At 63.2% G+C, this 21,738-nt stretch carries 20 protein-coding genes; 11 read left to right on the forward strand and 9 right to left on the reverse strand.

The features are described from left to right. The first annotated feature begins 3 nt into the window (after window positions 1–3). Window positions 4–462 (forward strand): hypothetical protein, encoded by a 459-nt coding sequence (locus NKJ00_RS07135; RefSeq protein WP_023811002.1) that lies wholly within the window; start codon window positions 4–6, stop codon window positions 460–462. Between the two features lie 13 nt (window positions 463–475). On the opposite strand, the gene NKJ00_RS07140 is transcribed toward NKJ00_RS07135, so the two are convergent. After that, window positions 476–2,008, reverse strand: a complete 1,533-nt coding sequence (locus NKJ00_RS07140; RefSeq protein WP_023811003.1) for a sensor histidine kinase — start codon at window positions 2,006–2,008, stop codon at window positions 476–478. Window positions 2,009–2,157: 149 nt separating this feature from the next. Between NKJ00_RS07140 and NKJ00_RS07145 the strand changes: the two genes are divergently transcribed. Then, window positions 2,158–2,361, forward strand: coding sequence for a hypothetical protein (locus NKJ00_RS07145; RefSeq protein WP_023811004.1), 204 nt, complete (start codon window positions 2,158–2,160; stop codon window positions 2,359–2,361). 29 nt (window positions 2,362–2,390) lie between these two features. Here NKJ00_RS07145 and NKJ00_RS07150 read toward each other — a convergent pair whose 3' ends face one another. After that, on the reverse strand, window positions 2,391–3,311 hold the full coding sequence (locus NKJ00_RS07150; protein WP_023811005.1) for a diacylglycerol/lipid kinase family protein: 921 nt from the start codon (window positions 3,309–3,311) through the stop codon (window positions 2,391–2,393). Between the two features lie 254 nt (window positions 3,312–3,565). Between NKJ00_RS07150 and NKJ00_RS07155 the strand changes: the two genes are divergently transcribed. After that, entirely contained in the window at window positions 3,566–4,903 is a 1,338-nt protein-coding gene (locus NKJ00_RS07155) for a PRC-barrel domain-containing protein (protein WP_352629268.1), read from the forward strand. A 48-nt stretch (window positions 4,904–4,951) separates the two neighbouring features. On the opposite strand, the gene NKJ00_RS07160 is transcribed toward NKJ00_RS07155, so the two are convergent. Further along, on the reverse strand, window positions 4,952–6,523 hold the full coding sequence (locus NKJ00_RS07160) for an alkaline phosphatase family protein (RefSeq protein WP_352629270.1): 1,572 nt from the start codon (window positions 6,521–6,523) through the stop codon (window positions 4,952–4,954). 227 nt (window positions 6,524–6,750) lie between these two features. Between NKJ00_RS07160 and NKJ00_RS07165 the strand changes: the two genes are divergently transcribed. The 6 genes from NKJ00_RS07165 (at window position 6,751) to NKJ00_RS07190 (ending at window position 11,825) form a co-directional block, all read left to right on the forward strand. After that, window positions 6,751–7,683, forward strand: coding sequence for a VOC family protein (locus NKJ00_RS07165; RefSeq protein ID WP_352629272.1), 933 nt, complete (start codon window positions 6,751–6,753; stop codon window positions 7,681–7,683). 4 nt (window positions 7,684–7,687) lie between these two features. Continuing rightward, on the forward strand, window positions 7,688–8,308 hold the full coding sequence (locus NKJ00_RS07170) for an alpha/beta hydrolase (RefSeq protein ID WP_352629274.1): 621 nt from the start codon (window positions 7,688–7,690) through the stop codon (window positions 8,306–8,308). A gap of 2 nt (window positions 8,309–8,310) precedes the next feature. Beyond that, a complete protein-coding gene (locus NKJ00_RS07175) occupies window positions 8,311–8,610 on the forward strand; it encodes a GNAT family N-acetyltransferase (protein ID WP_352629277.1) in 300 nt (99 codons plus the stop codon). A 136-nt stretch (window positions 8,611–8,746) separates the two neighbouring features. Beyond that, on the forward strand, window positions 8,747–9,805 hold the full coding sequence (locus NKJ00_RS07180; RefSeq protein WP_352629279.1) for a dipeptidase: 1,059 nt from the start codon (window positions 8,747–8,749) through the stop codon (window positions 9,803–9,805). Window positions 9,806–9,894: 89 nt separating this feature from the next. Further along, the gene (locus tag NKJ00_RS07185; protein ID WP_352629281.1) at window positions 9,895–11,205 is read left to right on the forward strand and encodes a flavin monoamine oxidase family protein; all 1,311 of its coding nucleotides are present in this window, start codon (window positions 9,895–9,897) and stop codon (window positions 11,203–11,205) included. A 209-nt stretch (window positions 11,206–11,414) separates the two neighbouring features. Beyond that, entirely contained in the window at window positions 11,415–11,825 is a 411-nt protein-coding gene (locus tag NKJ00_RS07190; RefSeq protein ID WP_023811012.1) for a hypothetical protein, read from the forward strand. Window positions 11,826–11,930: 105 nt separating this feature from the next. Here NKJ00_RS07190 and NKJ00_RS07195 read toward each other — a convergent pair whose 3' ends face one another. Next, window positions 11,931–14,018: an ATP-binding protein gene (locus NKJ00_RS07195; RefSeq protein ID WP_352611800.1), complete on the reverse strand. Its 2,088-nt coding sequence runs from the start codon at window positions 14,016–14,018 to the stop codon at window positions 11,931–11,933. Window positions 14,019–14,102: 84 nt separating this feature from the next. Beyond that, the gene (locus tag NKJ00_RS07200) at window positions 14,103–14,876 is read right to left on the reverse strand and encodes a response regulator (protein ID WP_352611813.1); all 774 of its coding nucleotides are present in this window, start codon (window positions 14,874–14,876) and stop codon (window positions 14,103–14,105) included. A gap of 46 nt (window positions 14,877–14,922) precedes the next feature. Between NKJ00_RS07200 and NKJ00_RS07205 the strand changes: the two genes are divergently transcribed. Next, window positions 14,923–15,624 carry a response regulator transcription factor gene (locus NKJ00_RS07205; RefSeq protein WP_127271440.1) on the forward strand — a complete coding sequence of 234 codons (702 nt, stop codon included), beginning with the start codon at window positions 14,923–14,925 and terminating at the stop codon, window positions 15,622–15,624. A gap of 72 nt (window positions 15,625–15,696) precedes the next feature. On the opposite strand, the gene NKJ00_RS07210 is transcribed toward NKJ00_RS07205, so the two are convergent. Both NKJ00_RS07210 and NKJ00_RS07215 read right to left on the reverse strand, forming a co-directional pair. Beyond that, window positions 15,697–15,864 carry a hypothetical protein gene (locus tag NKJ00_RS07210; protein ID WP_023811016.1) on the reverse strand — a complete coding sequence of 56 codons (168 nt, stop codon included), beginning with the start codon at window positions 15,862–15,864 and terminating at the stop codon, window positions 15,697–15,699. A 56-nt stretch (window positions 15,865–15,920) separates the two neighbouring features. Beyond that, window positions 15,921–16,253, reverse strand: coding sequence for a hypothetical protein (locus tag NKJ00_RS07215; protein ID WP_023811017.1), 333 nt, complete (start codon window positions 16,251–16,253; stop codon window positions 15,921–15,923). 357 nt (window positions 16,254–16,610) lie between these two features. On the opposite strand from NKJ00_RS07215, the gene NKJ00_RS07220 reads away from it, so the two are divergent. After that, window positions 16,611–17,072, forward strand: a complete 462-nt coding sequence (locus tag NKJ00_RS07220; protein WP_023811018.1) for a L,D-transpeptidase — start codon at window positions 16,611–16,613, stop codon at window positions 17,070–17,072. Window positions 17,073–17,297: 225 nt separating this feature from the next. Here NKJ00_RS07220 and NKJ00_RS07225 read toward each other — a convergent pair whose 3' ends face one another. Together NKJ00_RS07225 and NKJ00_RS07230 are read right to left on the reverse strand one after the other, a co-directional pair. After that, complete coding sequence (locus tag NKJ00_RS07225; RefSeq protein WP_023811019.1) at window positions 17,298–20,381, reverse strand: efflux RND transporter permease subunit; 3,084 nt, start codon at window positions 20,379–20,381, stop codon at window positions 17,298–17,300. Next, window positions 20,378–21,709, reverse strand: a complete 1,332-nt coding sequence (locus tag NKJ00_RS07230; protein WP_352629283.1) for an efflux RND transporter periplasmic adaptor subunit — start codon at window positions 21,707–21,709, stop codon at window positions 20,378–20,380. Before NKJ00_RS07230 ends, NKJ00_RS07225 begins: the two co-directional genes overlap by 4 nt. Window positions 21,710–21,738 lie beyond the last annotated feature (29 nt).

A 21,738-nucleotide genomic window follows, 5' to 3' on the forward strand; every position in this document is an offset into this window, starting at 1 on the left:
CGGATGGGAATGCTGGCAACCCTGATCTCGGGTCTCGCCTCGGGGGAGACCGTGGCCGCCATATACCGGGCGCGCACGGCGGCAATCGTCTATGTGATCGCCATGGCCGCCGCACTTTGCGGTCTCGGCTTTCTTGTCGGGGCCGCCTATATCTGGGCGGCGATGCGCTATGGGCCGCTTGCCGCGGCACTGGGGTTCGGCGTCGGTTTTCTGGTGCTTGCCGGGCTTGTCCTGCTGGTCTACCGGATATCGGCAGGCTCGCGTGCCCGGCGCCGGGCGCAGCGCCGCAATGCCGACATGAAGGCGATCGGCATCACCGCCGCACTCGCCGTGCTGCCGAGCCTGCTTAAGGGAAAAGGCGGTCTCGGCGTCATTCTGGGGCCGGCCGTGGCCCTCGCGGCCTACGCCATCTACCGCGAGAATGTGAAATCCGACGATCCGGACGAGAGCGAGCGGAGATAGAGCTGTCGGGAGGTCACTTCGACAGATCTTCCAGGGGCATCGATATTTCGGCAAATACGCCTTCCGGCCGGAATTCATGGGTCACTTCGCTGGAAATGACCTTGGCAAGGCTGCGGCGAATGAGGATCGAGCCGAAGCCGTGCCGATCCGGCGGAGCGACTTGCGGGCCGCCGCTTTCACGCCAGGTCAGCACAAGACGCCGGGCATCCCTCCTGCCTTGCGTCCTCCAGCCGAGGTCGACCCTGCCTGACGGCACCGACAGCGAGCCATATTTCAGCGCGTTGCTGGCGAGTTCATGCAGGATCAGGCCAAGCCCGATGGCCTGGTCGGGCGACAGCAGCAGGTCGTCGCCGGAGATCGTCATGCGCGGCTGCTCGGCCGTTTCGAAAGGTTTGACCTCGATTTGGACGAGTTCACTGATGCCGATGCCACGCCACTCGCGGTCCGACAACAGATTGTGGGCGATGCCCAAGGCCTGAAGCCTGGCGCCGAAGGCCTCGAGGAACTGGCTTGGCTGGCGGGCATGGCGCACGGTCTGTGTTGCCAGCGCCTGGACGGTCGCCAAAGTGTTCTTGACGCGATGGTTGAGCTCACGCAGCAGCAGCCGTTGCCGTTCGTCGCCGAGCTTGCGCTCGGAGATGTCGTAGTTGACGCCGAAGATCAATGTCGGCTTGCCGTCGCCGTCACGCTCGATCACACGGCCGCGCGTGGCGAGCCAGCGCGGCGGGTGAAAGCCCTTCACCCGGTATTCGCCGAAATAGTCGTCGCTGCCGGTCAGGGCGTCGCGAAAGCGGGTTTCGGTCTGGTAGACGTCACGCGGATCGATGGCGGTGAGGATGTCGCGTGCGCGCAACCGGTTGGAGCGCGGCAGGTTGAACAGCTCCGACATCAATGTGTCGCATTCGATGATATCGGTACGGATATCCCATGCCCAGCTGGCGAGCGATGCCGCATCGAGTGCGATGGCGCGCCGTTTTTCCTCGCGAACCAGTGCGGCCTCGGCGATCGTGCCGCTGCGGGTTGCGTCCTTGAGGGTGAACAGGCTGGCGGCGAGGCCGGCGAGCGCCTTCAACTGGTCGAGCTCGGCGCGGGATGGAGAACCATGCGGCTCGCGGTCGAGCACGCACAGCGTGCCGATGCGGGCACCTGCCACGATCATCGGTGCGCCGGCATAGAAGCGGACATGGTGCTTTCCGGTGACCAGCGGGTTTGTCTTGAAACGGGGGTCCGTCGTTGCATCCACGACAACCATCGGCTCGTCGCCGGCGGCAATCGCATGGGCGCAGAACGAGACGTCGGTCGTGGTTTCGGTCTCGTCCAGGCCGAAGCAGGATTTGAACCACTGCCGTTCCAGGTCGACGAGTGTGACCAGAGCAATCGGCGCCTGCATCACCGCCGCGGCAAGGCTGCTGACGCGGTCGAAATCCGGGTCGGCCGCCGTATCCAGCATCTCCAACCCGTGCAGCACAGCGAGCCGGTCAACATCCCTGACTGCGCGCGCAACTTCGGCGGGCAGCTCGGGCACTGTTTGCGTCTTGCCAGTCACCCCAATTGCCTCGTCCCGGTCATCGCCGCCGCATGCTTGCGACGGTGCAAGGCCAACGCGCTTTTCCGGAACCATCCTAGCGAGGAACCGTTACCCGACAATGATTTGCCGAGCGCGCCAGTTGGTGCAGAATGAGACAGGGATCGAGCATGGCCAAGATCATTCCAGAAAACAAGGCCCGGCAGGGGCGATGGGGCTGGCATGGATTTCGAATCCTGATCGCCGCATTGCTTCTGGTGTTTGCCGCGTGGGGCATTGCCGAGATCTATGGAGTGTTGATCAAGACGCCAACCAGCGATGAACAGCATGTCCCCACACCGCCCAACACCACCGAAGAGGCTCCTGCTGGTTAAAGCCGGTTTGTTGGATGCAACGCACCGCATCAGGCGGCTCTCGATTGAGCCGCGCTCGCCGGCACCAGTACATTCAGCGCGCCAGGCTGGATCTCGATTACCGTTTCACGGTCAAGCCTGACCAGTTCGCCGTCCATGACGGCGCGAAACTTGCGGCTGCTCGAATGGATTCTCAGCACCGTTCTGTTCGTCTGGTGGATTTCGACATGTTCGTTGTCGCGCCATTTGCCGCGCGCCACGTTGAAGAAGAACTTGACCAGTTCGGCGCGCTGCTTCGCCACCGTGACATAGACACCAAGCACGCCGCCCGCCGGATTGTCGGTGTAGGGCAAATGGCCTTCGCCGAACAAATTGTTGGTGACGCCAATGCCGGTGATGCGGGCCGCCATTTCGGCCTCGCCGATGCTGAGTGTCACATTCATCGCAGGTGGATTGTTGATCGTCGCCCAAGCCGCCTTGGCCGAGGCGCGGATCTTTCCCAACCGCGAACCGAACTCCATCTTCTGGCGCAGTTGCACCATCTTCGCATGCATGCCGATCGAGAACTGGTGCACGAAAGGTTGGCCATTGGCCGTCGCCACGTCCACTGCGATGATTTCGCCGTCGGCGAAGGATTTCAGCGCGCCGTCGAGCGACTGCGGAATGCCCAGCCCGCGTGCGAACAGGTTCATGGTGCCGGCCGGCAATATGGCTAGCGCCTTCTTCGTGCCCATCAGCCGGGCAGCCGCGGCGGAAATGGTCCCGTCGCCGCCACCCGCCAGCACGATGTCGACCGAGCGACGCGAAGCTGCGCTGTCGAGCGTTTCCACCACGTCCTTGCCGGCGACAATTTCGATGCTGAGCGAGTGACCCGCCGCTTCCAGCGTTTGATGCATCCGGTCGGAGAATGCGGCGAGGTCGGTGGTGCGCAAAGTGCCGCCATCCCGGTTCAGCACCGCTGCGAATTTCATGCCCCGCTCCACCATGTCAGCCGAAAAGTGGCCGGGACACACCCAGCCGATGGCTGAAACGCGGCGGCGACGGAAAGGTTCCCTAGCTACGCGTGGGCTGCCCGGCGGCCCGATATTTCTGTGGTTTCGTTTCCCGGACGGCAGCGGTTTGTCGGAACAACAGACTGGTCACGACGTTGTGAACCTGTAGATGCCGCGTCCGATTTCCCCAGCGAAGACGCGGCGCATGAGATCAGGCACGAGGAGAGACTATCATGATCCGCAATCTTTTAGCCACGACCGCACTCGCAACACTGATCGCCACCGGCGCTTATGCGCAGAGTGCGACGACCCCGACGCCGGCGCAGAGCCCCGCCGTTCAGGAGTCAGGCGCTGCAGCAGTCCGCGCAGAGGGCAGCATCGTCACCAACATCATCGGTGAATCCGTCTACAACGGCACCGGCGATGATGCCGAGAACATCGGCAATGTCAGCGACGTCGTCTTCGACAAGGATGGGCAGGCGAAATCCGTTGTCATCGACGTCGGCGGTTTTCTGGGCGTCGGCGCCAAAAGCGTTGCCTTCGACTACAGCAAGCTGCAGTGGGCCGAAAAGAATGGTGACCGCTGGCTGGTAGCCCAGACGACCAAGGACGAGTTGACCGCTCAGGCGGAATTCGACAGCCAGTTCTACAGTCCGGCCCCTGCACCTGCGGCATCGACTGACGCGGCCGCACCGACGGCACCCGCTACGACGGATACGGCACAAAAGCCGGCCGACATGAACGCCGCACCGGCGGAACCGGTGAAGCGCGCGGATGGTAACCTTGCCACCAACATCATCGGTGAAAACGTCTATAACGGCACCGGCGACGACGCGCAGAATATCGGTGACGTCAATGACATCGTGCTGACCAGGGAAGGCAAGGCCGAGTCCCTTGTCATCGGTGTTGGTGGTTTCCTTGGTCTCGGCGCCAAGAACGTCACCTATGACTTCTCCAAGGCGCAGTGGGCCGAGAAGGATGGCGACCGCTGGCTGGTCGCCCAGACCACCAAGGAAGAGCTGCAGGCGCAGCCGGATTTCGACCGCAAGGCCTATGATCCGGCGCCGGCAACGACGGCTTCCAATGAGCCTGCGGCCACCGCTCCGGCAGCTATGCCCTCTGACACCACGGCTCCTGCTGTCGCTCCGGCAGACAAGACCGCCGAAGCTCCGGCAGCGACCACCCCTGACGCCTCGGCTCCCGACCAGACACAGACTGCCGCCATCGACAAGTCGACGTTGACCGAGATGCCGGTCGGCGAGATTCGTGCCGATGACCTGAAGGGCACGACTGTCTACGGCGCCAACGACGCCAGGGTCGGCGAGATCGGCGATGTCGTGCTTGCGCCCGACAAGAAGGCCGACGCGGTGATCGTCGACGTCGGCGGCTTCCTCGGCATTGGCGAGAAGGAAGTCGCGGTCGGCATGGATAATCTCAAATTCATGACCGACAAGGACGGCAACAAATACCTGTACACGACCTTCACCAAGGAACAGCTCGAGGCTCAAACCGCCTATGACAAGGGCAGCTATGCCGAACAGCGCGATCAGCAGCGCATGATCGTAAGGTAATTCTGTTCAGCCAAATGAAGCCCGCGCTGGCAACAGCGCGGGCTTCATTTATGTGTGGCCAGGTGGCAGGCTAGCGGCATGGCCGACTAGGCCGTTCTCGGTCAATTCGGCCAGTGCCAACGACTGGTCGAGATGTTCGGCCCGCCAGGCGAGCAGCCGTTCGGCGAATTCCAGGCGCACGGTGAGATGACTGGGGTCGGCCGCGAGATTGTCCAGCTCGCCCGGATCGTTTTCCAGATCGAACAGCAGCGGCGGCAGGTTGCCGCCGAAATGCACATACTTGAAATGTTCCGTGCGGATAACGGCGAGGTTGCATTGACGTGCGGCGATGCCGAAATGGTTTTCGGCCTCGCCCGCGGCAATCGAGCGGAAGTCAAACTCCCAATGCGCGGCATCGCGCCACGCCGCAGGGGTTTCTCCGCTTAGGAACGGCTTCAGCGAGGCGCCGTCGAGATGCGGCGCGGGCTTTTCGCCGAGCAGGTCGAGAAGCGTCGGCAAAATGTCGACCGCTTCGGTGAAGCTGTCGACACGGCCGCCGGCAGCCTTGCCGTGGCGCGGATCGCGGACAATCAGCGGAATGTGGTAGCTGCCGTCGAAATAGCCGCCCTTGCCCAGCATGAAATGGTCGCCCATCATCTCGGCATGGTCCGAGGTCAGAAGGATGATGGTGTCGTCCCACGCGCCTGCGGCCTTAACCGCTTGCCAGACGCGACCGAGCTGCGCGTCGACCTCGGAAATCATGCCGTAATAGATCGCGCGGATGCGGCGAAAATCGTCTTCGCTCCAGTCGAGCACCTTGCCTCTGGCGTCTGGGCGGAATTTTATCTGTTTCTGCCGGCCGAGATCATAGGCAAGGTAGGGATGGTTTCCCGCCTCTTCTTGCCAGCTTGCCGCGCGCCGGAAGGCCGCGCCGTCAGCCGGATCGTACATTGTATTGTAGGGCTCCGGCACAATGAAGGGCGGGTGCGGGCTGATGAAGGAAAGATGCGCGAACCACGGCGTGGCGTGCTCCTGTTCGCCAAGCCAACGCGTGAATTCGCCGGTCAGGAAGGCCGCCGGGGTTTGTTGCCCGCAGTAGACGGGCGGCGCGTTGCTGATGGTGGTCCCGGCCACGCCGTCGGCCAGCGGACGGTGGATGTCGGGGGACCCGGCGCTGGCGTCGACACCTTGCAGCTCCAGCCAAGATAGCCATTGCTTCTGGTGCTCCGGCAGCAACTGGCGCACCGTAAAGCCGGGCAGCACGCCTTCATAGCTTTGCAGCCGCGGATCGCCCGGGGCCAGCAGGCGCGGATCGAGCGAGACGTCGGTGTAGCCGAACAGCGTCGGATCATAGCCCAGAGCGCGAGCCGAGAGCGCGATGTTGCCGTGGCGGGCGTCGAGCGGCGTGCCGTTGCGGCAGACGCGGTTGTTCATCTGGTAGAGACCGGTGTAGAGGCAGGCGCGGGCGGGCGAGCAGGGCGCCGCGCCGCCATAGTGCCGCTTGAACAGCACACCCTCCGCGGCCAAAGCGTCGGCATTCGGCGTCTGCACGACCGGATGACCGGCTGCGGACAGACAATCGCCACGCCACTGATCGCATGTGATCAGGAGAATGTTGGGCCGCCTGGCTTTTCCAGTCACTCACGATACCTTTGTCCCGGAATGTCGAATGCCGTTCATGGAAACGAATTCTGGCCACGGCGCAAGCCCGACTCTGCGAGCCAAATGGTGAACGAACTCTGTTCCATCGTTCACTTTTGCGACACAGTCCATTCTGTGTTTGCCGCCTTTGCGTAAACTGCTCTGGTCCTCATATTGGCATGGACAGCGGCGAGGGCCGCACAAGTACCAAGGGAAGGAGCAAGACAATGCTCGACCAGATCAAGGGCCTGCATCACGTCACGTCGATGGCCAGGGATGCCCGCCAGAACAACGATTTCTTCACCAGGAAACTCGGCCAGCGCCGGGTCAAGAAGACTGTCAATTTCGACGCGCCCGACGTCTATCATCTCTATTATGGCAATGAGACCGGCACGCCGGGTTCGGTGATGACCTATTTCCCTTTCCCCGACATCGGCAAGGGCCGGCATGGCGTCGGCGAAGTCGGAACCACCGTCTACTCGGTGCCGGAAGGCACGCTTGCCTATTGGGAAAAACGTTTTGCCGATGAGGGCGTCACCGGCCTCTCGCGCGAAGAGACCTTCGGCGAGAAGCGCCTGGCTTTTGCCGGACCGGATGGTGACGGCTTCGCGCTGGTCGAGGGCAAGGGCGACGGCAGAGCGCCCTGGGCGAAAGGCGGTGTTCCGGTCGACCAGGCGATCCGCGGTTTCCATTCGGTATCGCTCAGGCTGAAGGATGGCGGCGCCACTGAGGAGCTGCTGAAGTTCATGGGCTATGAGGAAGTCGACAAGTCCGGCAATCTCAGGCGGCTGGCGGTGAAGAACGGCAACGGCGCCGATATTATCGACATCGAATCGTTGCCGAGCACGGCCTTCGCCGATCTCGGTGCCGGCTCCGTCCATCACGTCGCCTTCGCGGTCGAGAACCGCGCCAGGCAGCTCGAGGTGCGCAAGGCGTTGATGGACACCGGCTATGGGGTGACGCCGGTGATCGATCGCGACTACTTCTGGGCGATCTACTTCCGCACACCGGGTGGCGTGCTGTTCGAAGTCGCCACCAACGAGCCGGGTTTCGATCGCGACGAGGATACCGCTCATCTGGGCGAAGCGCTGAAGCTGCCGACACAGCACCAGCACCTGCGGCCCTATCTTGAACAGAATCTGCCGAGACTGGAAGGCTGAGGTCATGAGTAAGGACGCTTACATCCACAAGCTGCTGCCCGGTTCGCCGGGCGGCCCATTGCTGTTCGTCTTCCATGGCACTGGAGGCGATGAGAACCAGTTTCTGTCGCTGGGGCGCGATCTCGCGCCCCAGGCAACCATCATCTCGCCGCGCGGTGATGTGTTGGAACAGGGTGCCGCGCGCTTCTTTCGCCGCACCGGCGAGGGCGTCTACGATATGGACGATCTGGCGCGGGCGACGGATAAGATGGCGGGCTTCGTCAAGGCCCATGTCGAAGCAGCGAAGCCGTCATCCGTGCTGGGTCTCGGCTATTCCAACGGCGCCAATGTCCTGGCCTCCGTGGTGTTCGCGATTCCAGCGCTGTTCGACGCGTCGGTGCTGATGCATCCGCTGATCCCGTTCGAGCCGCAGGTCAAGGGCAGCCTCGCCGGCCGCCATATCCTGATGACCGCCGGCAAGCGCGACCCGATCTGTCCGCCGAACCTGACCACGCGGCTCGAGGCCTATTTGCGTGCCGACGGCGCCGATGTCACAGTGGAATGGCACGATGGCGGGCACGAGGTGCGGCCAAACGAGATCGAGGCGGCACGGCGGTTCTTTGCCGATGCTGCCCAAGGAGCATAGCGATGCCTGAACAACTGCCTGAGATCGAACTTGAGGATCGCGGTTCCAAGGGCCGCTATGTCCTGCGTGGACCCGATGGCGCCGAGGCCGAGATGACCTTCACCAAGATCGGTGAGCACCAGATCATCATCGACCACACCGAAGTGCCGGACGTCTTTCGCGGCCAGGGTGCCGGGCTTCGGCTCGTCACCCGCGCCGTCGAGGATGCGCGTGCGGCGGGTAAGAAGATCATCCCGCTCTGCCCGTTCGCCAACGCCCAGTTCCACCGCCATCAGGAATGGGCCGACGTGCTGAAGCGGTAGGGATTTCGTTGCTTGGAAACGGCGCGGCAAGCGGCTGCCATCCTGCCGGGGCGGCTTTGGCATTTGCGCGGGTGGCGCATCCTGCCTAGGATGTATCCTAGCCGCCGCGCCGACAAACGAACCGAATGATCCCCCAATGACCGAAACCGATCTCGTTCCCGTCTTCGACGGCCACAACGATACGTTGCTCAGACTCTATCAGTCGAAAGACACGGACGTCGAAAAACTGTTCATCGAGGGGAAATCGGGCGGCCATATCGACCTGCCACGCGCGAAAGCCGGCGGCTTCGCCGGGGGCATGTTCGCCATCTTTCCGCCGCCTGTCGAGAAATCCGGGCGCGGCGCCGTGCCCCTGGCGCCGAGCGTCGCCGAACCGCTGCCGCCCGAGGTTCCGCGCAATGAGGCGCTGACCTCGACGATCGCCATGGCCTCGATCCTGTTCAGGCTGGAACGGGCCGGAGCGCTCACCGTCTGCCGTAGCGCCGGCGATGTGCGCAATGCCATGGCGCAAGGTTCGATCGCAGCGGTGTTCCACATCGAAGGGGTCGAGGCGATCGATCCCGAGCTCACCATGCTCGACGTGCTGCATGAAGCCGGCCTGCGCTCGCTCGGCATCGTCTGGAGCCGTCCGAACGCCTTCGGCCACGGCGTGCCGTTCCGCTTCCCGTCCTCGCCCGACACCGGACCCGGCCTGACCGATGCCGGCAAGGCGCTGGTCAAGGCCTGCAACCAGTTGAAGATCATGATCGATCTCTCGCATCTCAACGAGAAGGGCTTTCGCGATGTCGCGGCGCTCAGCGATGCGCCGCTGGTCGCGACCCATTCCAACGTGCACGCGATCTGCGGCCATTCGCGCAACTTGACCGACTGGCAACTCGGCGCGATCCGCGAAACCGGCGGCATGGTCGGGCTGAACTTCGCAACCGGCTTCCTGCGCGAGGACGGTCGCATGAATGCCGACACAAGTCTCGACATCATGGTGCGGCATATCGATTCGCTGCTGCAGGCGCTGGGTGAGGACGGCGTTGGTCTTGGCTCCGATTTCGACGGCGCCATGATCCCGGCCGTCATCGGCGATGTCGCCGGCCTGCCGAAGCTGATCGATGCATTGGCGGCACGCGGTTTCGGCCGCGCACTGATCGAAAAAATCGCCTATCGCAACTGGCTCAATATGCTCGAGAAAACGATAGGTTAGAGACAAGCCTGCGGCATGGCGTGTGCGGCCCGCCGGCATATGTCGACAAGGACATACTTCGTCTGTGGAAGCCGGATGCGATTGGGTGGATGCTGAAGACCTTCACGGATGAGGGCGGGGAATTCGAGCGAACCGATGTCGTCATCGTCGGTGCGGGTTTCACGGGCCTGTCGGCGGCGCTCGAGATGCAGAAGGCCGACATCGATTTCATCCTGCTCGAAGCACGCGACCGCGTGGGCGGACGCGTCGAGTCCCGACTGAACGGACTTGGCGAACGGATCGATAGTGGCGGCCAGTTCCTGTGCGAGGACATGCCGGAATTGATGGCGCTGATCGAGGCGCGCGGCAAGACGCTGGTTGAAACCTACGTCGATGGCGATTTCATCACCCAGCCGACGATGTCCGTACAACGAGCAGAGCGGATCTATGACGCGGCAATGGCAATCCGCGAGCGCATGAACGGGATCGATCCGGACGATGTCTCGATTGCCGGGCTGACCGTTGCCGACTGGCTTGCCCGCCAGCGCGATTCGGCCGATGCCAGGGCCGTCTTCCGTTCGATGATCGAAGGTCTCTGGTGCATGGCGCTGGATCAGATTCCTCTCTGGTATCTGATCGACAATGACCGACGCGTCACCAACGAGGTGCCGGAGCTGCAATATTTCGTGCGCGAAACCATGCATTCGCTGGCCGACGATCTGGCCCGCGACCTTGGCGATCGGTTGCGGCTCAGCGAGCCCGTCACGCGCATCGAGCACAGTTCGCAAGGTGTTCTTGTCGTTTCGGCCGGGAGTGCCATCGCGGCGCGCGCGGTTCTGGTTGCCGTCCCCCCGGCGACGGTGACGGAGCTCGCCTTTGTCCCTGCCTTGCCGGCTGGACTGGGGCGGGCGCTCGGCGCCTGGAAAAGCGGCGCGGCTATCAAGATCCTGGTGCGCTATGCCAAACCGTTTTGGCGCGGGCGGGATTTGAACGGCATGGTGATGTGGCTCGATCCGCCGGGACTGTTTGCCTGCGACGCCGGCAAGGATGTCGAGCATGCCGCGCTCGTCGTGTTCGTCGGCGGGCCGCTCGCGCTGCGCTGGCGCGACCTCGGCGAGCCGGAACTGCGTGCGGAGGTGACCGGCCGGTTGGAGGCAGCCCTTGGCCCGAGTGCCGGCGACGTCATCGATTTCAGTTTGCGTGACTGGGTAGGAGATCGCTGGAGCGGCGGCGCGTACAGCGATCTTGTTGTCGACGTGACAGCAAGAGATGCTGAGCGAACGATCCTTGCCGGCGCACCCCCGGTGTATCTCGCCTGTTCAGAACTCTCGCCGTCGTTTCCGGGGTATGTCGAGGGCGCTATCATTGCCGGGCGTATCGCCGCGCACAAGATCATTGCCGAGCTTCAAGCTCCGGCCTGAGCCTGGTCTTTTCGAAAAACTGTTTGGCAAGATCGGTCAGGTTGCGCCTCGAGCCCGAGCGCCGTCGAAGCTATGCCCGATTTTGCCCGACTTCGCCCGAATGCTGTTTCGAACTCGTTACAGTGCCAGTCCTTCGCCACCCCATCGTCGTTACAAAGTGCGGATAAGTTCATTTCACCGCCAAAAGAAACTCAGCGAAGGGGAAGGCAATGCATGCGAAAATCCAGACGATCCGCGGCGAGAGCCGCCTTCAGGCTCCAGAACGCAATGACCGCCGTCCGAAACTGGCGCTGCGCCAGCGGGCCAGCGACCACCCCATGGCGATGTTCATGGTGCTGGCTGCTTGCGCCTTCGTCGGCATGGCGTTCACGCCGACAATCGGGCCGGCCTTCGCTTCGTTGAATCCGCCGTCCAATCTCATCGACGGCGCGCAGACGACGACCAGGACCGCGCGTCTGCCGGTGCCGGTGACCGACTTCGCCTGCAAGGGCCAGGCCTGGGGTGCCGAGAGTATCGATTGCCTGCGCGCCATCGCCGAACAGTCCGGAACACACAAGAACCGCGCCATCCGCATGATCGCCTATGCCGCGCCCTTGGCCGACACGCCGAATATTTTCTGATTTTGTCGAAGCATGATCCGAAACCGTTCCCGCTTTGGGATCATGCTCCGGACTCCCCGAGCGCTCCCTCCAGTGCGCTCTTCTTCGGCCCCGGGGGCCTCTTCCTTATCCTTTCAAGACCGCCTGTTCGGCAATGGCGGACAGCACACTGCGCACATCCAGCGTGCTGAACGGCTTTTCCAGGATCTGCGGCCGCTGCTGTGCCGGCAGCGCCTCGATTTCGGCTTTCGCACCGATCAGGTCGCCTGTGACCAGCACGAAACGCCGTGCCAGATCAGGCTTTTCGGCGAGCAACTCGCGATAGATCGATATGCCGCTAACGCCGGGCATGCGCAGGTCCGAAAAGACGATGTCCGGCGGCATGTGGCCGCTCAAAGTGGCGGCGGCCGATTCCCAGACAGGAACGATCCGTGACTTGATGCCCATCAGTTCGAGAATGTCGGAGAGCGAGCCGGCGACATCCGGCTCGTCGTCGATGATCAAGGCATGCCGCAGGCCGCTCGATCGCGGCTGGTTGTCGCCGGCGGTGGCGAGGCCGGCCACGATGGCCGGCAGCTGGACGACGAAGCGCGCGCCTCTCGGGAGCACTTCCTCGAACCAGACATTGCCATTGTGCCGCTCGATGATCGATTTCGAGATCGACAGGCCGATGCCGGTGCCGACGCCGACCGGCTTGGTGGTGAAATAGGATTCGAAGATGCGGCCGCGGATCGTTTCCGGCACGCCGGGCCCATTGTCCTCGACCGAGAAGCAGGGATGACCGCGGTCGCTGCGGAACGTCCGCACCTTGATCAGCCGGTCGCCGGCAATGCCGGCCAAGGCGTGCTGGCTGTTGATGAGGAAATTGGCCGCCACCTGCGTCACATGGTCGGCGTCGGCCATGGCCAGCAGCGGGCCGGCGGCGAAATCGGTGTCGATGGTGATGCCGCTTGAGCGCGCGCCATAGGCGGTCACTTCGAGTGCCGACCGGATCACCTGGTTGAGGTCGGTTTCGGCTTGTGCCGCGGGATGGAGGCGGACCATCGACAGGAAGCTCTTGACGATGCGGCCGCAGCGCTCGGCGGCCGCACGGACTTTCTCGGCGCGCACCTTGGTCTGCGGGTCGGAAGCGAATTCGTGCAGCAGCGTCGATTGCGCCACCACCACGGCCAGCGGGTTGTTGAGCTCGTGCGAGACGCCGGCCAGCAACGAACCCATCGCCGCCATCTTCTCGTTCTGGTGCAGCTTCTCGCGCTGCCGGCCGATCTCCTCCTCGGCGCGCAATTTGTCGCGCAGGTCGCGGATGGAGCCGAAGATCAGGCGGCGGTCGGCAACCCGCATCTCGGTCGCCGTCAGCTCGATCGGGAACACTTCGCCGGCGGCGTTCTGGGTCACCGTCTCGAGCCGTTGGCCGACCATCGGCGCACCGCGGCCGGACATGTATTCGGCCCCCGAAGCATAGCCCTTGCGGTAGTAGATCGGCACGATCGTATCGAGCAGGTCCTTTCCGAGGATGTCGCTGCGCTGGAAGCCGAACATCTTCTCGGCAGCCGGATTGAATTCGATGATCGAGCCGGTCTCGTCGATGACGACGATGGCGTCGAGCGAGGCCTGCAGCATGGTGCGGCGAATGACCTCGCTGGCGTGGGCGTCCGAGGGCGAGCGCTCGATGGCGTCGCCGATGGCCAGCGCGATGATGTGCAGCGTCGCCTCTTCCTCGTCCGTCCATGCACGCTCGTTGACGCAGTCATTGACCGCCAGCGTGCCCCAGAGATGGCCATGCGCGAAGACCGAGACCGAGAGGAACGATTTGATGTTCTGCTTCTCGAAATCGGTCCTCAGGAAGCCTTCGAGGTCGCGCGTGTGCCCGGCGAAGATCTTGCCTTGCCGTTCGTCCTCGGCAAGCCGCTCCAGCAGGGGGTCGGAATTGACGATCGATTGCATGATGACGGTCGGCGACGCCAGTTCGCCGCCGAAAAGAGGGTCGATCCAATAGGCGGCGACGGATTGGGCGAAGCCCTGGCCGGGCAGTTCGCGCAAGCGAAACAGGATGCCGCGCTGGCAATCCATGGCCCGGCAGAGCGTTTCCAGTATGCCGTCCATCTCGCGCTGCCAGTCGCCAGCCTCGCGAAGCCGGCGAACGACGCGCACGGCCGCCATCGCCGCGCCCTGCCTGAACCCTTGCATATCGGTGCTTGCTGCTTCAGCGATCATCTTGTGCCGTCATTCCGGAGTCGCGCCAATTCGGAGTCGTGCCAATTTCGGCTGGCGAGCAACCGAATCCTTCTGGCCCGGTGCTCAGTTGCCGTCGCCGGCCGGCAGCGAGAAGATATAGCCCTCGCCGCGCACCGTGCGCAGGAATTTCGGATTGGCGGGATCGGCCTCGATCTTCTTGCGTAGCCGCATGATGCGAATGTCGACCGCGCGTGACGATTCCGGATCTTCGGTGAAACCGATCGCCTCGGAGATAGCGGCGCGGGTCAGCAGCCGATTGGCGCGGGTGAGGAAAATCTCCAGCACGTCGAACTCGCTCTTGGCCATGTCGATCACCGCGCCATTGGCGCCGGTGACCAGCCTGCCGTCGAGATCGGCCTGGAAGGGGCCGAAGGTAACGGAACGGCGATCCGTCCCGGCCTTGTTGTCCTGGAGCTCCTTCGGCTGGGGAACCCGGCGCAACACGCTGCGCACCCTGGCCAGCACTTCGCGCAATTCGTATGGCTTGACGATGTAGTCGTCGGCACCGAGTTCCAGCCCGACGATGCGGTCGAGCGCAGTGCCGGCCGCGGTGGCATAAATGATGCCGATCGGCAGTTTCGAACGCAGCCAGCGGCCGAGCGAGAGGCCGTCCTCGCCGGGCATGGCGATGTCGAGAATGGCGAGATGAAACGATTGCGTTTCAACGAGGCTGCGCGCCGCGGCAGCACTTTCAGCGGTGGCCACGTCATAGCCGGATGCGCCAAGATATTCGGCGACCGCGTCCCTGAGGTCGGGCTCGTCCTCGACGATGACAATTCTTGCCCGCACGATGCTTTCGCTCCCACTTTCAGTGGAAAGTAGATTGGGTATAAACATCATGTCCAGCACTCATATCCGGGTTGCCAGGGAACGGTTGGAAAAGATGGCCGCACGATCCGTTATTGCGCTCGTTTCGGTAGCCGAAGTGGTGGCGACCGAACTCGCCGACCATCTCGAGCGGCGCGGCCACGATGTGCATCAGGCACGTCAGCCCTGGGAGGCCGAATCGCTGCTGTCGGGAAAGGGCATCGACGTCGTCGTCGTCGGCGACAGCCTCAGCCAGGCGGAGGGGCGGGACCTGCTCAGACGTTATGGCGGCCAAGGAGGAGGCGGCGAGGGCGGACCGGATTTTATCCTCATCTGCCGGCCGGCCGATCTTGTCGACAAGGTGCTGGCGCTGGAGCTTGGTGCGGCCGACGTCGTCGAGAGCCCGCTCAATGTCCGTGAACTGGCCGCCCGTGTCGGCGGCCTGCTTTCGCGTCGCGGCAGGGGCACCCAGGAACTGATCGTGCTGGAGAACGCGACCGTCGATCTGAGATCGGCCATGGTCATGCATCGCTCCGGCTCCGAGGAACAGCTTTCGCCCGGCCAGGTGGCGCTGCTCAGGTTGTTCCTGGCCAGTCCGCGCAAGGTGCTGACGCGTGACGACATCATCGCCGCGGCACCGGCCGAAAACGCCGACGCCTTCGATCGTTCGATCGATTCGCGCATCGTGCGGCTGCGCCGCAAGCTCGACACCGACACCATCACCACAATACGTGGAGCCGGCTATCGGTTCGATCCGCCGCGGCAATTCGCCGACTGACTGCCGGGTACTGGCGCAATCCCTTTTTTCGGGCATCGGATTTTCCATCTCTGGGCCCGATGCTCCTGATACTCAGCGTACCAGCAGAAGCGATGGCCCCACCGGCATGTCACTGCCCATGGTGAGTTCGCTTGCATGGGCGCGGTCCCTGAGAAGCATGGTGGCAAGACCGGCAAAGCCGAGCAGGCCTTGGGCGTAAAGCAGTGCGGACAGCACCGAAGCAGCGAATTTCGTTTTCATCGTCGCAGTTCCCCAAAAATGCCAATTCCCTAGAAATGAACCTGTTGCGGGTCGCTTCAGGATACCCCCGAAGTGCCCGCGCCGCCCACGGAGCCCCCCGTCGCGGCGCGGGCCTTCGGTCCTCTCGGCAGCAAGTTGCCGGAGGCGCCGCGCAAACCCGTCAGCCTAAGGCCGACCCGCCAGAGGGCCTTGAGCCGGGCGATGCGCAGGCTGGAAACAATCCAGACCGTGGCGAAAAACAGTGCGGCATGCAGCGTCGAAATCTCGCCTGATGTCATCGCGCCGAGGCTTGTCAGCGGGGTGCCGGCAACCGTGCCGACGCCGCCGATGACCGCTGCCGCGATGCTGATCCTGAGAAGCCAGGACAGCGCGTTCGATTTCGTTCCCATGTTCGTTACCGGCTGTTTTCGTTGCGTCAACTTTGCTCGCGGCCCGTATCCGGATCATGCCGCTAGGAGCCGCGCTTTGTTGCAAGTTGGTTTCGATGCCGACGGCTGTTCTTTCACATGACGCCGATTCGCACTTTCGTTTGGGGGCGGATACTCATGTTCCCGACTCTTGGTCTTGGCTGGGCGGGCCTGCCGAGCCTGTTCTAGCCAGGCTTAGAAGGAGGCGTTTGTTAACCAGTGGAAACAGATTCGAAACAGAAGTGAGCATTTTGCGAAATCTCCTCGAAACATGAGGTTGGGATAAGCGGCCATCGAATTGGAGCCGGCCTAACCGGCAGAGAGAGAGGGGACTTCATCATGCATACCGCCATTTCCGCCAAGCTCATCAACATCACCGCCGCTGCCTTGACTGGTGCAGCACTGCTGCTCGGCGCTGGCTCGGGTGCGGCGCACGCCGCCAACAAGATCGTGGCGCGCGTTTCGCTTTCGCAGCAGATCATGGAAGTCTCCGTCGACGGCCGGCCGACCTTCGCCTGGAAAGTCTCCACCGGCGACCGGGCCCATGTGACGCCGACCGGCTCGTTCAAGCCGACCCGCATGCATGAAATGTGGTACTCGAAGAAATACGACAACGCCCCGATGCCGCACTCGGTCTTCTTCAGCGGCGGCTATGCGGTGCACGCGACCTATGCGATCAAGCGCCTCGGCCAGCCGGCGTCGCATGGCTGCGTGCGGCTGCACCCCGACAACGCCGCCGATTTCTACCAGCTCGTCGAAACCTTCGGGGCGACCAACACCAGCATCGTCATCGTCAAGTAGCAGGCTGGAAACGGTGGCGTGTCAGCATGCTGTCGCGCCTTGTTCAAGGCTCCCGCCGGAAAACGCTGTGGTATCGAGTACAGCGCAAACCGGCGGTATCGAGCAAAGCTCGAACCGGGGTATCGAGTCCAGCCAAAAAGAAAGAGGCCGGGAAATTCCCGGCCTCTTTCTTTTGCCTCCATCGATTTGTCCTGCACATTTCCGGGCGGGACTCCCTCGACCGCCCTAGCTCGGCAGTGCCGGCATCAGCTTGGGGTCCGGCTTCTCCGCCAAATGAGGCAGATCCTTGCTGGCGATGAAGGTGTAGAACATGGGCACGACGAAGAGCGTGAACAGGGTTCCGACCAGGATGCCGGTGAAGATGACCAGGCCCATCGAATAGCGGGCCGCGGCACCAGCGCCGCTGGACGTGATCAGCGGCACCACGCCGAGCGCCATCGCCGCTGTCGTCATCAGGATCGGCCGCAGGCGCACCTTGGCCGAGGCGATGATGGCGTCGCGCCGCCGCATGCCATGTTTTTCACGCTGCTGGTTGGCGAACTCGACCAGCAGGATGCCGTGCTTGGTTATCAGACCGATCAGTGTGATCAGGCCGACCTGCGTGTAGATGTTGAGCGTGCCGAGGCCCAGATTGAGCGGCACGATCGCGCCGAAGATCGACAGCGGCACCGCCATCATGATGATCAGCGGGTCGCGGAAGCTTTCAAACTGCGCCGCCAGCACCAGATAGATGACGACCACGGCGGCCGCGAAAGCGATCAGGATGGTGTTGCCCTGTTCCTTTTCCTGCCGCGATTGACCGGAATAGTCGAGGAAGAAGGTGTCGGGCAGGCTCTCCTTGGCAATGTCCTCCAGCGCCTTCAGCCCGTCGCCGGTCGTGACGCCGGGCAGCGGGAGCGCCGAAATCGTCGACGAATTCAGCTGGTTGAACTGCTCGATTGCCGCCGGCGCCGCATTGGTCGAAATCTTGACCACCGCCGATAGCGGCACCATCTCGCCCGTCACGCTGCGCACGAAGTATTCGCCGAGCTTGTCGGGGTTGTCGCGAAACTCTTGCGGCACCTGCGGGATGATGTCGTAGCTGTTGGAGTCGCGGTCGAACTGCGCCACTTCGGCGCCGCCGACCAGCAAGGTCAGCGTGCGGCCGATATCGGCGATCGGCAGGTTCAGCGCCGCGGCGCGGTCGCGGTCGATGGTCACCGTCACCTCCGGCGCGTCATAGGCCATCGAATTCTGCACGACGATGAAGCGGCCGGAGGCCTGCGCCTTGTTCTTGATCTGCTCGGCCACCTCGTACACCTCCGAGGAAGCGCCCGTCGATCGCACCACCATGGAAATGGGCAGGCCGCCGCCGGAGCCCGGCAACGTCGGCGGTGCAAAGACGAAGGCCTCGACACCGGCCACTTTGGCGATACGGGCCGTAATGTCGGCCTGCAGTTCCTTCGAATTGCGCTTGCGTTCCGCCCAGTCCTTGAAGGCATAGCCGACGAAGGCGCTGTTTGTCGTGCCGCCGAAGGCGACGGCCGAGAACTGCGCCCGTGTTTCGGGAATATCCTTCACCAGGCCGAGGATCTGGTTGACGTATGTCTCGGTGTAATCGGAGGTCGCATAACGCGGCCCCGTCACAATCGAGAGCAGAAAGCCCTGGTCTTCTTCCGGCGCCAGTTCGCTCGAGGTCTTGGTGAACATGAAGCCGGTGACGCCGACAAGCGCAAGCACGATGATCAGCGTCAATGGGCGATAGTTCAGTGATCCGGTGACGGCCCGTTCATAGACATGCTCGACGCGCGCGAAGGTGCCGTCGACAATGCGCTGGAAACGGCCCGGCGTGCCGGACTTCAAGAGGCGTGCCGACATCATCGGGGTGATGGTGATGGCAATGACACCCGACAGCACCACCGAGCCGGCGAGCGTGACCGCGAATTCACGGAACAACGCGCCGGTTAGGCCGCCGGTGAAGGCCAGCGGCGCGAACACGGCGGCCAGCGTCATGGTCATGGCAACGATGGCCGACGATATTTCGCGCATACCGCTGAACGCGGCCTGCATCGGCGACATGTGGTCTTCTTCCATATGGCGATGGATGTTCTCCACCACCACGATGGCGTCGTCGACGACCAGGCCGATCGCCAGAACCATGGCCAGCAACGACAGCAGGTTGATCGAGTAGCCGACCGCAAACAAAAGGAAGCAGACGCCGATCAGCGACAACGGGATGGTGATGATCGGCATCATCACCGACCGGAAGGAGCCAAGGAACAGAAGAATGACGACGATGACGATGGCAACCGCCTCGGCGATGGTCTTGAACACCTCTTCGATCGAAGCGCTGATCTGCCCGGTCGCATCGTAGACGACCTCGATCGTCATGCCCTTCGGCAGTGTCTCCTGAATCTGTGGCACCAGCTTGGTGAGCGCAGCCGCCGTGGTCAGCGGATTGGCCGCCGGCGTCGGGAAGATGGCGAGGAAGGTGCCGGGCTTTCCGTTGAACGAGACCCTGGTGTCGGTGTTCTCGGCGGCGAGTTCGACGCGGGCCACGTCGCGCAACCGCACCACATTGCCGTCAGTCGAGCGCAGCGGCAGCTCGGCGAAGGCCTCCGGCGTCTGCAATGTCGAGCGCACGGTGATCGAGGAAACGACATACTCGTTCTGGGTGTTGCCGGGCGCCGACAGGAAGTTGGAATTGTTGATCGCCGTCAGCAGTTCGGAGGCCGTCACGCCGCGCGCGGCAAGCTTGACCGGATCGATCCAGACGCGCATCGAGTATTCCTGGGCGCCGAAGATCTGCACGTCGGCGACGCCTTCGACCGTCGACATGCGCGGTCTGATGACGCGCTCGATATACTCCGTCAGCTGCTCCTTCGTCATGTTCGGATTCTGCATCGAGATGTACATCATCGCGAACTGCTGGCCGGTGCCCTTGACGATGACAGGGTCCTTCGATGCGTCCGGCAAGGTGCCGCGCACGCCCTGGACCTTGGACAGAACTTCAGTCAGCGCGACGTCGGGGTTCGAGCCGAGCTTCATCTGCACCGTCACGGTGCTGGAGGACGGGCGGCTGGACGAGGTGACGTAGTCGATGTTTTCGGTCGAGGCGACGGCGCGCGCGATCGGGGCGGAAATGAAGCCCTGGATCAGATCGGCGCTGGCGCCCGGATAAGCCGTGGTGATGGTGATCGCCGTTTCGTCGACCTTCGGATACTGCCGGATCGACAGGTTGAAGATGCCCTGGAAACCCAGAAGCAGGATCATGCAGCCAAGGACCGTCGAAAGAACAGGCCGGCGAATGAAGAGATCGGAAATGCTCATTGCTGGTCGGCCTGCTTGTTTGCCGATTTGGTCGGGTCGATGGTGTTGTCCACAACGACGGACATGCCGTTGAAGAGGCGGTTCTGACCGGCGGTGACGACTTCGTCCCCAGCCTTCAGCCCCTCGACGATCTCGACCATGCCTTGATTGCGGCGGCCGGGCTTGACGAACACCTGCGACAGCACGAGCGCGGGCTTGTCACCTTCCGCCGCCGGCTTGGCCGGATCGGCAGCCTTGTCAGTGGGCTTTGCCGCATCGGCGGCAGGCTTGGCCGCATCAGCCGCCGGCTTCATGGCATCTGCCGGCTTGGTGTCAGCCGGCTTGGCTTCCGCCGATTTGTCGGCTGCCGGTGCGGCGGGTTTTTCCTCCGGCTTGGCAGTTGGCGCCGCCTCGGCTGGCTTGGCCGGCTGCACCACGAAGATGTAGTCGCCATAGAGGCTTGTCGTCAGCGCCGTCTGCGGCAGCGTCAGCACGTTCTGCTCTTCGGGCAGTTCGACACGCACCTGTACAAACTGGCCGGGGGTCAGCTTGCCGTCGGGATTGGCGACTTCCGCCCTGATATTCACCAGCCGGCTGGAGGAGTCGATCTTCGGGTCGATGCCGCGAATGGTGCCGGCAAACGGCCTGTCCTCACCGCCGAAGCCCAATCGAATCGTCTGGCCGATCTTCAGCAAGGCGAGTTGCTGTTCGGGAACCGAGAAATCGACCCGCATCGTGTCGAGATCCTGCAGCGTCACCACGGCGGTGCCGGGCGCCAGATACTGGCCGATATCGATCTTCGGAATGCCCACCGTGCCGCCGAAAGGCGCCGTCAACTGCTTCTGCTCGAGCACGGCCTGCAGCTTGGTGACCTGAGACGCCGAGGCCGAGGCCGCCGCACGCGCCGTGTCCAGCGTCGAGTCGGAGCCGACGCCACGCCTGGTCAGTTCGATGGCGCGGGCCAGCGATGCCTGATCGAGCGCGGCCTGCGCCTTCTGGGCGTCGAGATCGGCGCGCTCGACAGCGTCATCAAGTTGCAGCAGAACCGCATTGTCGGCCACCTTCTGGTTGGCATGGAAAAGGATGTCCTTGACGATACCGGTGGTCTCGACCGCCAGGTCGACACCGCGCACAGCCTTGACCGTACCGATAGCCTCGACGCCTGGCGTCCAGGCCGAAGGCTTGGCGATGGTGGTCGACACGGTTGCCGCCGGCGGCTTCATCGATGCGAAATACTGCTTGATGCCGTTGTCGCGCAGGAAGTTGAAGCCGACGATGCCGCCGACCACGACGACGAGCACGGCCAGAACCAGAACGATGATAAAGATACGGAGTATGCGCTTGAACAAGGAAGTCCCCTCAGTCGAAATCCGGCGCA

Source organism: Mesorhizobium sp. M0227, from assembly GCF_040321855.1.
Taxonomy (GTDB): Bacteria; Pseudomonadota; Alphaproteobacteria; order Rhizobiales; family Rhizobiaceae; genus Mesorhizobium.